Origin of the sequence: Inhella inkyongensis (assembly GCF_005952805.1) — a bacterium.
Classification (GTDB): domain Bacteria; phylum Pseudomonadota; class Gammaproteobacteria; order Burkholderiales; family Burkholderiaceae_C; genus Inhella; species Inhella inkyongensis.
Window position 1 is genome coordinate 1,987,993 of sequence record NZ_CP040709.1, and the last position, 12,128, is coordinate 2,000,120.

The 12,128-nt window shown below is 66.1% G+C and carries 4 protein-coding genes; all 4 read right to left on the reverse strand.

Annotation, left to right across the window (positions count from 1 at the left end; translation table 11 throughout):
- Positions 1-27: 27 nt before the first annotated feature.
- Positions 28-903, reverse strand: a complete 876-nt coding sequence (locus FF090_RS09515; RefSeq protein WP_138856499.1) for a hypothetical protein — start codon at positions 901-903, stop codon at positions 28-30.
- Positions 904-994: 91 nt separating this feature from the next.
- The gene (locus FF090_RS09520) at positions 995-1,909 is read right to left on the reverse strand and encodes a glycosyltransferase family 2 protein (RefSeq protein ID WP_138856500.1); all 915 of its coding nucleotides are present in this window, start codon (positions 1,907-1,909) and stop codon (positions 995-997) included.
- 147 nt (positions 1,910-2,056) lie between these two features.
- Positions 2,057-10,978, reverse strand: a complete 8,922-nt coding sequence (locus tag FF090_RS09525) for an SPM autocatalytic domain-containing protein (RefSeq protein ID WP_138856501.1) — start codon at positions 10,976-10,978, stop codon at positions 2,057-2,059.
- A gap of 455 nt (positions 10,979-11,433) precedes the next feature.
- Positions 11,434-12,081 carry a GntR family transcriptional regulator gene (locus tag FF090_RS09530; protein WP_138856502.1) on the reverse strand — a complete coding sequence of 216 codons (648 nt, stop codon included), beginning with the start codon at positions 12,079-12,081 and terminating at the stop codon, positions 11,434-11,436.
- Positions 12,082-12,128: the final 47 nt, after the last annotated feature.

Genomic DNA, 12,128 nt, shown 5'->3' on the forward strand with positions numbered 1-12,128 from the left:
ACAGGCGGCACCGGGTTTACCGCCAGTTCAGGCTTTGAAATGCGCCTGGCTGGCTTCGACAAACTCCCACAACAGCTGGCGGAACATTTGCTGGTGGTAGCGGATGTTGGCGACGAACTCGGGCCGGGTCTGGAGTGCGCGTTGCACCTCGAACTCGCTGTCGCCAAAGGCATAGCCGCCGCTGCCATGCTCGGTGGCCTCGATGTCGCGACGCGTCCAGGGCCACTCGTGATAGTTCAGGGTCTTGAGCACGACCACCGCGCCGCAGAGGATGGCCTCCAGATTGGTGGCCGAGAGCGTGTCATAGCTATAGAGGAAACGGGTCTTGCGCAACTCGGCGGCCAGTTCCTCCCGGGTGGGCGGCCAGCCGTAAGTGATTTCGCGCACGCCGGGCGGGCGTTCGGCCCCAACGTAGCGACCGCCCTTTCCAATCCAGATCAGGTCCTGCTCCCGCTCCAGGGTCGGGGCGGTGTTCAGGGCGTTGAACAAGCCCAGGTCCACCGGCAGGTAGTAGAGCGTGCGCTGATCGCCCCGGCGCTGCACGGGGAAGGCTTTGGAGTGATAGAGGCGGAACTCGGCCGGATTCTCATCGCCGCGCAGCACTTCCTTGCCCAGCACATAGCGCACGACGCGCTCGGCCTCGAAGGGGTTGCCAGGCACGCCGTCGGCGTAGACGGTGATGGCCTCGCGGCGTAGGCGCGGCCACAGGCTGTCCATCTGTGCATTGATGGCCGGCGTGTGAAAGGCCGGGTTCAACACCGGTCCGCCCTGGCTCAGGTTGTTGGTCAGCAGCACATAGGCCTCTAGCCCGAGGGAGCGCAGCTCGTGGCAAAGACCGTGCAGCACCCTGACCCCAGAGCTGACGCACCAGGTGGGGGTGACGATGACGTAGGGGCGCTTCATGGCTTTGTCGGGTCGCCCCAAGAAACCATGGGCCCCCTTGAGGGGAGGCGGCGGCCGTCAGGCCGTAGACGGGGGGCAGTTGTCATCAGCATCAGTGAAACAGGCGGTCGAAGCCACGACGCAGCGCGGACTGGATCGGCTCGATATGGCAGGCACCGCTGCGGATGGCCTCGGCCTCCTTGGTCAGGAAAGGCACCAGGGCATCCAACTGGGCCTTGAGGGTGCGACGAAAGGCCTCCACATCTTGCACATAGAGTCCCTGGTCGTGCGAATCGATCAACAGATCCAGCCACTCCACATTGGCCTGCACGGCCTGCAGGGAGCGGCGTTGATCCTGGCCGCCATGCAGGCGGAAGTAGGACAGGGCCTCGCGCAGCACGACCACGCGCCGGCCCTGAATCAGACGCAACCAGGTCGCCACATCTGAGAGTACCTGGTACTGCCGCCCGGCAAAGAAGCCAAAGCTGGCGCTCAGATCACGGCGGCGGAACATCGCCGTGGTGGGTTCGCCCACCACATTGGCGCCACTCAGCAGCATGCGTTCACCCAAGGAGTGGCCGCTGACCACCGCATCGTCGCCAAATAAGGGCTTGGTCTCGGGCAGATCGGGCAGGAACTGCCCGCGCCCGTTGATGAGCTGGCGGTAGCTGGTCACCAGGGCCACCTCCGGGTGGCTCTGCAGCAAGGGCACCATGCGGGCGAGCTTCTCGGGATGGAAGAGATCGTCGTCCATCAGGAAGGCGATGTAGTCCCCTCGCGCGTGCGACAGCGCATGCAGCCAGTTGTCCAGATAGTGATTGCGGCTGGGACAGCGCAGGTGGCGAATGCGCGGGTCTGCCGCCACCGTCGGGCGCAGCAGGTCCAGGCTTTCGTCGCTGTGGCCGTTGTCACTGATGACGATCTCGAAGTCGCCAAAGCTCTGCGCCAGTGCGGACTGCAGGGCCAGGGGCAGGTAATCCGGCCGGTTGTGGGTCGGGATCAGGATGCTGACAGTGGGGAAAGGCATGGCGGCGCGATGGTAGGTCCGCGTCAGGCCTTGAATGCCAGGAACAACCCCTGCAAGGAGCCTCAGTCTTGGTTGCAGAAATCAAAGAAAAGGCCTCCCGAGGGAGGCCTTGGGGCCCGGCACAGTGCCGGGCGTTCGCGCTAGGGCTTAGATCAGCGGCGGCTTGAAGAGCTCGTCGTCGTCCAGGTACTTTCTGACCATGATCAGCGGGGCCCCGCCCGGATGGACCTGGGCGGTGCCGGCGGACCCTGGGTTGGGATCCGGCAGGGGCAGACTATTCGGCGCGGCCAGCACATCGCCCAAGCTGGGTGGCGGTGCACCCTCTTCAGGCTTGTGTTTGGCGAACCACACGTCAGCCATCTGACTGGTGCTGCCATCGGTGCGTGTGAAGCTCGAGACCAGACCCAGCACGTTGCCGTTGTCGACCTCGCTGCCCTTCATGGCATTGAGGTTGAGGCTGGCGATCCCGAGCTCGGTCAGCGTCTTCAACTCGCCCGCGTCGGTGATGCCGTCGTGATCGGCGTCCACCCAGACTCGCATCTGGTTGAAGTTGGCGTCATTGGCGTCGATGTCGCCGTCCTTGTCGCTGTCTTGCTGCGCCAGGGCGGTGTAGCCATCGGCGCCGACGCTGCCGTCGGCCAGGCGGGTGCCGGAGCCGAACAACTCACGGCCATCATTGATGACACCATCACCGTTCAGGTCCATGGCCAGCAGACCATCAGCGCCGGCCGTCCAACCCCACTGCGCGCTGGTGCCGGAGCCGAAGAGGTCGAAGTTGACCCCTTGGGCTGCCGCCACCGTCTGGATGCCGTTGCCATCCAGGTCCAGCATGATCGGCGTGGCCAGGAACAGCGCATTGCGCTGCTCGTCGGTCATCGAAGTGATCTGGTCGGTGTTGAAGGCCAGCACCTGGGTCATGCTCATCGATGCGATGTCCACGGTGTCCAGGCCGTCGATCTGATCGCTGGTCAGCGAGGCGATGTGCTCGGTCGTGAAGCCATCGATCTGCACGCTGGACAGGGCCTTGATGTCATCGCTGGCCAACTGCCGCAGATCGGCGGTTTCAATCACCGCGATCTGCGAGGACGTGAAGCCGGCGAACTGGCTGCTCGTCATGGCCGCGTAGTCTTCAGTGCCCAGGGCCACCACGGCATCGGTGCGCAGAGCGCCGATCTGTGTGGTGGTCAAGGTGGAGACCTGATCGCTGGTCAGGCCGGCCACCTGCTCACTGGTCAACGCACGCACCGTGGAGGTGCTGAGTGCGCGCACCGCATCCGAGGCCAGGGCCCCCATATCGGCGGAGCTCAGGCCAGCGATCTGGCCGCTGGTCAGCGACCCTGCTGCGACTGAGGACAGGGCCGCGATCTGGTCGGTGTTCATCGCGCTCAGATCTTCGGACCCCAGGCCGCGCACCTGCGCGCTGGTCAGCACCCGCACATCGTCGGTGGCCAGCGCTCCAATCTGGGCGCTGGACATGGCCGCCATCTGTGAGGAGCTCAGCGCCACCACCTGCTCGGTGCTCAAGGCCACCAGATCATCGGTCTGCAGGCCGGCCACCTGACTGGTGGTCAGCGCGCCGACCTGCAGCGCGGTGAGCTGCGGGATCTGATCGGTTGTCAGCGCGGCCAGGTTGTCTGTGCTCAGTCCGCGGATGGCAAAGATCGACAGGGCTCGCAAGTCCTCGGAGGCCAGCGCGACCATATGCGCGGTGTTGAAGCCCGCGGCCTGGGTGGCTGTCATGGCGGCGAACTGGTTCGTCGTCATGGCATCCAACTCGGCCGTGGAGAGCACCGCGATGTGGCTGGACTGCAGGCTAGTGACCTGGGCCGCCGTCAGCTGCGGGATGTGGTCGGTGGTGAAAGCAGTGAACTGCTCGGTACTCAAGCCACGCAGCGCCGAGGTGCTGAGTGCCCGCAAGTCATCGGATTGCAGGGCCACCAACTGGTCGGTGCGGAACCCGGCAGCCTGCACCGAACTCATGGCTGCCACCTGGTGCGTGCCCAGGGCCACGATGCCATCGGTGCTCAGCGAACCGATCTGGGTCGAGGTCAGCGCACGGAATGCGCTGCTGCTGATCGAGGCCAGATCCTCGGTCTGCAGGGTGCCCAGCAAGGCGGTGCTGAGATTAGAGAGCTGGGTCGTCGACAGGCCGGCGAACTGCTCGGTGCTGAAGGCGTTCAGATCCGCACTGCTCAGCGCATTGAGCAGGCTGCTGGTCAGAGAGGCCACCTGCTGCGTGGTGAGCAGTTGCTGCTGGTCGCTGGTCAGGGCGGACAGCTGATCGCTGGACAGGCCGCGCAGCGCGCTGGTGGTGAGCGCACGCAGATCGGCGGACTCCATGGCGTTGAGCTGGGCGCTGGAGAGGCCAGCGATCTGCACCGAGCTCATCGCAGCGGCTTGGTGGCTGCCCAGGGCCACGATGCCGTCGGTCGTGAAGGCCGAGACCTGGGTGCTGGTGAGCGCCCGGATACCTGCGCTGCTGATGGCCGCCAGATCTTCGGTCTGCAAGGTGGCGAACACAGCCGAGCTCAGATTGGCAATCTGGCTCGTGCTGAGCGCCGCAAACTGCGCTGAGCTGAAGGCATTCAGGTCAGCACTGTTCAGAGCGTTGAGCAGGCTGCTGGTCAGCGAGGCCACCTGGGCGGTGCTCAGGACCTGTTGCTGATCGCTGGTGAGGGCCGCGAACTGATCGCTCGAGAGACCGCGCAGGGCTGCGGTCGTGAGCGCTCGCAGGTCATCGGACTGGAAGGCGTTGAGCTGATCGCTGCGCAGGCCCGCGGCCTGTACCGAGGTCAGCGCCGCCGCCTGATGGGTGCCCAGGGCCACGATGCCATCGGTGGTGAGGGCCGAGATCTGTGTACTGGTCAGGGCGCGGATCACGCTGCTGCCGATGGCAGCCAAGTCTTCAGTTTCCAGCGTGCCGATGACCGCCGAGCTCAGGTTGGACAGCTGGCTCGAGCTCATGGCGGCAAACTGGGCCGAACTGAAGGCGTTCAGATCGGCACTGCTCAGACCGTTGAGCAGGCTGCTGGTCAGAGAGGCAACCTGGGTGTTGCTGAGCAGCTGCTGTTGATCGCTCGTGAGGGCCGCGAACTGGTCGCTGGAGAGCCCACGCAAGGCCGCCGTGCTCAGCGCGCGCAGATCATCGGACTGCATGGCATTGAGTTGATCCGTGCGCAAGCCAGCCGCCTGCACCGAGCTCAGCGCCGCCGCCTGGTTGGTGCCCAGGGCGACGATGCCATCGGTGGTCAAGGCCGAGAGCTGAGTGCTGGAGAGTGCGCGGATGCCGGCCGTGGTGAGTGCCGCCAAATCTTCGGTCTGCAGGGTTCCGATGACGGCCGAGCTCAGATTGGCGAGCTGGGTGGTCGTCATGGCGGCGAACTGTGCCGAGCTGAAGGCGTTCAGATCGTCGCTGCCCAGGGCCGAGAGGATGGCCGTGCTCAGCGAGGCCACCTGTGGGGTCGCCGTCAGGGTTTGCAACTGGTCGCTGGTCATGGCGCCGACCTGCTCGCTGCTCAGTCCGCGCAGCGCGCTGGTGCTGAGCGCACGCAGATCATCCGACTGGAAGGCATTGAGCTGGTCGGTGCGCAGACCAGCCGCCTGCACCGAGCTGAGCGCTGCTGCCTGGTTGGTGCCCAGGGCCACGATGCCGTCGGTGGTCAGCGCCGAGATCTGCGTGCTGGACAGGGCACGGATGCCGCTGCTGGTGATGGCCGCCAGGTCTTCGGTCTGCAGGGTGCCGATGACAGCCGAGCTCAGGTTGGCGAGCTGGCTGGTCGTCAGGCCGGCGAACTGGGCCGAGCTGAAGGCATTCAGATCGGCGCTGTTCAGGGCATTGAGCAGGCTGCTGGTCAGCGAGGCGACTTGCTGGGTGGTCAGCAACTGCTGCTGGTCACTGGTCAGGCCGGCGAGTTGGTCGCTGCTCATACCGCGCAGAGCGGCGGTGGAGAGGCCGCGCAGGTCGGCGGACTCCATGGCATTGAGCTGCGCGCTGGAGAGGCCCGCGATCTGCACCGAGCTGATGGCGGCGGCCTGGTGCGTGCCCAGGGCCACGATGCCGTCGGTGGTCAGCGCCGAGATCTGCGTGCTGGACAGGGCACGGATGCCGCTGCTGGTGATGGCCGCCAGGTCTTCGGTCTGCAGGGTGCCGATGACGGCCGAGCTCAGGCTGGCGAGTTGAGCCGTCGTCATGGCGGCGAACTGCGCGGTGCTGAAGGCGTTGAGGTCATCGCTGCCCAGGGAGCTGAGCAGGGCCGTGCTGAGCGAAGCGACCTGGGGCACGCCGCTCAGGGCTTGCAGCTGGTCGCTGGTCATGGCCCCGAGCTGGTCAGTGGTCATGCCACGCAGGGCTGCCGTGGACAGGGCGCGCAGGTCCGCCGTCTCCATGGCGTTGAGTTGAGCGCTGGAGAGCCCAGCGATCTGCACCGAGGTGATGGCGGCAGCCTGGTGCGTGCCCAGGGCCACGACGCCGTCGGTGGTCAGCGCCGAGAGCTGGGTGCTGGACAGGGCACGGATGCCGCTGCTGGTGATGGCCGCCAGGTCTTCGGTCTGCAGGGTGGCGAACACCGCCGAGCTCAGGTTGGCGAGCTGGCTGGTGCTCATGGCTGCGAACTGGGCCGAGCTGAAGGCGTTCAGATCGGCGCTGTTCAGGGCATTGAGCAGGCTGCTGGTCAGCGAGGCAACTTGCTGGGTGGTCAGCAGCTGCTGCTGGTCACTGGTCAGCCCGGCGAGCTGGTCGCTGCTCAGGCCGCGCAGGGCGGCGGTGGAGAGGCCGCGCAGATCGGCGGACTCCATGGCGTTCAATTGGGCGCTGGAGAGGCCCGCGATCTGCACCGAGCTGATGGCGGCCGCCTGGTGCGTGCCCAGGGCCACGATGCCATCGGTAGTGAGGGCCGAGATCTGCGTGCTGGACAGGGCACGGATGCCGCTGCTGGTGATGGCCGCCAGGTCTTCGGTCTGCAGGGTGCCGATGACAGCCGAGCTCAGGTTGGCGAGCTGGCTGGTCGTCAGGCCGGCGAACTGGGCCGAGCTGAAGGCATTCAGATCGGCGCTGTTCAGGGCATTGAGCAGGCTGCTGGTCAGCGAGGCGACTTGCTGGGTGGTCAGCAGCTGCTGCTGGTCACTGGTCAGGCCGGCGAGTTGGTCGCTGCTCATACCGCGCAGAGCGGCGGTGGAGAGGCCGCGCAGATCGGCGGACTCCATGGCGTTCAATTGGGCGCTGGAGAGGCCCGCGATCTGCACCGAGCTGATGGCGGCGGCCTGGTGCGTGCCCAGAGCCACGATGCCGTCGGTGGTCAGCGCCGAGATCTGCGTGCTGGACAGGGCACGGATGCCGCTGCTGGTGATGGCCGCCAGGTCTTCGGTCTGCAGGGTGCCGATGACGGCCGAGCTCAGGCTGGCGAGTTGAGCCGTCGTCATGGCGGCGAACTGCGCGGTGCTGAAGGCGTTGAGGTCATCGCTGCCCAGGGAGCTGAGCAGGGCCGTGCTGAGCGAAGCGACCTGGGGCACGCCGCTCAGGGCTTGCAGCTGGTCGCTGGTCATGGCCCCGAGCTGGTCGGTGGTCATGCCACGCAGGGCTGCCGTGGACAAGGCGCGCAGGTCCGCCGTCTCCATGGCGTTGAGTTGAGCGCTGGAGAGCCCAGCGATCTGCACCGAGGTGATGGCGGCAGCCTGGTGCGTGCCCAGGGCCACGACGCCGTCGGTGGTCAGCGCCGAGAGCTGGGTGCTGGACAGGGCACGGATGCCGCTGCTGGTGATGGCCGCCAGGTCTTCGGTCTGCAGGGTGGCGAACACCGCCGAGCTCAGGTTGGCGAGCTGGCTCGTGCTCATGGCCGCGAACTGGGCCGAGCTGAAGGCGTTCAGGTCGGCGCTGTTCAGGGCATTGAGCAGGCTGCTGGTCAGCGAGGCAACTTGCTGGGTGGTCAGCAGCTGCTGCTGGTCACTGGTCAGGCCGGCGAGCTGGTCGCTGCTCAGGCCGCGCAGGGCGGCGGTGGAGAGGCCGCGCAGATCGGCGGACTCCATGGCATTGAGCTGGGCGCTGGAGAGGCCCGCGATCTGCACCGAGCTGATGGCGGCGGCCTGGTGCGTGCCCAGGGCCACGATGCCGTCGGTGGTCAGTGCTGAGATCTGCGTGCTGGACAGGGCACGGATGCCGCTGCTGGTGATGGCCGCCAGGTCCTCCGTCTGCAGGGTGCCGATGACAGCCGAGCTCAGGTTGGCGAGCTGGCTGGTCGTCAGGCCGGCGAACTGGGCCGAGCTGAAGGCATTCAGATCGGCGCTGTTCAGGGCATTGAGCAGGCTGCTGGTCAGCGAGGCAACTTGCTGGGTGGTCAGCAGCTGCTGCTGGTCACTGGTCAGGCCGGCGAGCTGGTCGCTGCTCAGGCCGCGCAGAGCGGCGGTGGAGAGGCCGCGCAGATCGGCGGACTCCATGGCGTTTAATTGGGCGCTGGAGAGGCCCGCGATCTGCACCGAGCTGATGGCGGCGGCCTGATGCGTACCCAGGGCCACGATGCCGTCGGTGGTCAGCGCCGAGATCTGCGTGCTGGACAGGGCACGGATGCCGCTGCTGGTGATGGCCGCCAGGTCTTCGGTCTGCAGGGTGCCGATGACAGCCGAGCTCAAGCTGGCGAGCTGAGCCGTCGTCATGGCGGCGAACTGCGCGGTGCTGAAGGCGTTGAGGTCATCGCTGCCCAGCGAGCTGAGCAGGGCCGTGCTGAGCGAAGCGACCTGGGGCACGCCGCTCAGGGCTTGCAGCTGGTCGCTGGTCATGGCCCCGAGCTGGTCGGTGGTCATGCCACGCAGGGCTGCCGTGGACAAGGCGCGCAGGTCCGCCGTCTCCATGGCGTTGAGTTGAGCGCTGGAGAGCCCAGCGATCTGCACCGAGGTGATGGCGGCAGCCTGGTGCGTGCCCAGGGCCACGACGCCGTCGGTGGTCAGCGCCGAGAGCTGGGTGCTGGACAGGGCACGGATGCCGCTGCTGGTGATGGCCGCCAGGTCTTCGGTCTGCAGGGTGGCGAACACCGCCGAGCTCAGGTTGGCGAGCTGGCTGGTGCTCATGGCCGCGAACTGGGCCGAGCTGAAGGCGTTCAGATCGGCGCTGTTCAGGGCATTGAGCAGGCTGCTGGTCAGCGAGGCAACTTGCTGGGTGGTCAGCAGCTGCTGCTGGTCACTGGTCAGCCCGGCGAGCTGGTCGCTGCTCAGGCCGCGCAGGGCGGCGGTGGAGAGGCCGCGCAGATCGGCGGACTCCATGGCGTTCAATTGGGCGCTGGAGAGGCCCGCGATCTGCACCGAGCTGATGGCGGCCGCCTGGTTGGTGCCCAGGGCCACGATGCCGTCGGTGGTCAGTGCTGAGATCTGCGTGCTGGACAGGGCACGGATGCCGCTGCTGGTGATGGCCGCCAGGTCCTCCGTCTGCAGGGTGCCGATGACAGCCGAGCTCAGGTTGGCGAGCTGGCTGGTCGTCAGGCCGGCGAACTGGGCCGAGCTGAAGGCATTCAGATCGGCGCTGTTCAGGGCATTGAGCAGGCTGCTGGTCAGCGAGGCAACTTGCTGGGTGGTCAGCAGCTGCTGCTGGTCACTGGTCAGGCCGGCGAGCTGGTCGCTGCTCAGGCCGCGCAGAGCGGCGGTGGAGAGGCCGCGCAGATCGGCGGACTCCAGGGCGTTCAATTGGGCGCTGGAGAGGCCCGCGATCTGCACCGAGCTGATGGCGGCGGCCTGGTGCGTGCCCAGGGCCACGATGCCGTCGGTGGTCAGCGCCGAGATCTGCGTGCTGGACAGGGCACGGATGCCGCTGCTGGTGATGGCCGCCAGGTCTTCGGTCTGCAGGGTGCCGATGACGGCCGAGCTCAGATTGGCCAGCTGGCTGGTGCTCATGGCCGCGAACTGGGCCGAACTGAAAGCGTTCAGATCGGCGCTGTTCAGGGCATTGAGCAGGCTGCTGGTGAGCGAAGCCACTTGGCTGGTGCTGAGGAGCTGCTGCTGGTCGCTGGTCAGGCCGGCCAACTGATCGCTGCTCAGACCGCGCAGGGCGGCGGTGGAGAGTCCGCGCAGGTCGGCGGACTCCAAAGCGTTCAACTGGGCACTGGAGAGCCCTGCGATTTGCACCGAGGTGATCGCCGCCGCTTGATGTGTGCCCAGCGCGACGATGCCATCGGTGGTGAGTGCCGAGAGCTGGGTGCTGGAAAGGGCGCGGATACCGGTGCTGGTGATGGCTGCCAGATCTTCAGTCTGCAGACTGCCGATCACGGCCGAGCTGAGGTTGGCCAACTGGCTGCTGGACATGGCAGCGAACTGGGCCGAACTGAATGCATTGAGGTCATCGCTGCTCAAGGTATTGAGCAGGGTGCTGGTCAGCGAGGCAACCTGTTGGGTGGTCAACAGTTGCTGTTGATCACTGCTCAATCCGGCCAGTTGATCGCTGTTCAATCCCCGCAGCGCCGAGGTGGCGAGCGCGCGCAGATCGGCCGACTCCATGGCGTTGAGCTGGGCACTCGAGAGACCGGCGATCTGCACCGAGGTCAAGGATGCCGCCTGCTGGCTGCCCAATGCGGCGATCGCGTCGGTATTCAGGGCCGAAAGCTGGGTGCTGGACAGACCACGGACGGCGCTGGTCGTGAGGGCGGCCAGGTCTTCGGTCTGCAGGGCGCCGATGGCGGCCGAGCTCAGGGTGCCGGTCTGCGACGAGGTCAGCGCAGCGAATTGCTCGGTGACAAAGGCGTTCAGGTCGCTGCTGGACAGGCCGCCCAGTTGCGTGCTGGTGAAGGCCCGCATCTGGCTGGTGGAGAAGGCCGGGAGCTGATCTGTGGTCAGTGCGTCCAGCTTGTCCGTGCCCAGGGATCGCAACGCCGTGGTGTTGATCAGGCGCAGATCCTGGGTTTCAAAGGCCTTGAACTGCTCGGTATTGATGAAGCTGAACGCCCGAGTCCCCAAGGAGGGCACCTGAACACTGGTCAGGGCTTGGATCTTGTCGGTCGTGAACGCCGCCCAATCATCCGAAGTGAGATTGGCCAGGGTGGAGGTCGACAGACCAGCAATCTGGGCCGAATTCAGGCTCGAGATCAAGGAAGCCATGATGTGCTCGCTTCTTCAGTTTGGGCCTGGGTGCGCAGTTGGAGCGCACTCAAGCACCGTGCGCGCCGCATGAGGGACTCATGCTGCGCGCGGGGGTTGACGCAGTGGTGACAGGCCACTGCCCTCAGCCGGATGACGCCCCAACGGTACGACGGTCCCGTTGGCGCGATGGGGTGCTCAACATCGGTACAAACCCTTGTTTAAGGCCGCTTGCTTCCAGCCGTGCGGGAATGCGCGATCGCGCCGCCCAGACATGCCGGATGCTCGTCTTCGGCTTTTCGGGTGGCCCGTTCAGAACTTGAGGGCCTTGATCGAACTTTTTTCATATTTCTCCCCGAATGCGGGTTTGTCCCAGGTCGCCTGGAACAGGCGAGCTGGGGGTCGCAGGATGCTAGTGGGGGAGGGGTGAGGCGGCGGGAGGAAAAGCGCCGCGAACTCGGGTCAATCCGCTTGCTTCAGCGCTCTGTGGGCTGGGCAGCAGCTAGGCCTTGTTGGAAGTGCTGGTGCATGAGCTTGCGCGCCAGTTCGGCGTCGCGTGCGTGCAGCGCGGCCATGAGGGCGCGATGCTCCTTCAAGGAGTCTTGCGGCCGTCCGGGCTGGAACAGGGAATGGTGACGGTTGAGTTTCATCAGCCGGCGCAAATCGGTCACGATGTGCTGGCGCCAACGGTTGCCCTCGATCGCGAGCAGGCGAAGATGGAACTGTTCGTTGGCGTGAAAGAACTCGTCCCGTTGCGCCACATGCTGCTCCAGAGCTTGATGCAGTTCGTCCAGTTCCTGGATTTCGGCGCTGCTGGCGCGGGTGGCAACTTGCGCTGCGGCGTCGCTTTCCAAGAGTGCCAGCAGCTGGTAGGCCTCGCGGACATCGCGTTCGCTCATTTCGGTCACGTAGGCGCCGCGGCGCACCTTCATCGTGACCAGGCCCTCGGCGGCCAGTACCTTGAGGGCCTCGCGCAGCGGGGTGCGGCTGATGCCCAGTTCGGCGCACAGCGCCATTTCGTCGATCCAGCTTCCAGGCTCCAGCTGGCGGTTGAAGATGCGTTGGCGCAAATGCTCCGCCACCTCCTGATAGAGCGCGTGGGGGGCAAGGGGGGCGGCGGCCATGAAGCGGGTGGGTTGCGGTCAGATTCTAGTCAGATCTGAATTCATAA

Excerpts from the sequence above, each read along its gene's own strand:
- FF090_RS09515 (WP_138856499.1), bottom strand. The coding sequence starts at position 903 with ATGAAGCGCCCCTACGTCATCGTCACCCCCACCTGGTGCGTCAGCTCT.
- FF090_RS09520 (WP_138856500.1), bottom strand. The coding sequence starts at position 1,909 with ATGCCTTTCCCCACTGTCAGCATCCTGATCCCGACCCACAACCGGCCG.
- FF090_RS09525 (WP_138856501.1), bottom strand. The coding sequence starts at position 10,978 with ATGGCTTCCTTGATCTCGAGCCTGAATTCGGCCCAGATTGCTGGTCTG.
- FF090_RS09530 (WP_138856502.1), bottom strand. The coding sequence starts at position 12,081 with ATGGCCGCCGCCCCCCTTGCCCCCCACGCGCTCTATCAGGAGGTGGCG.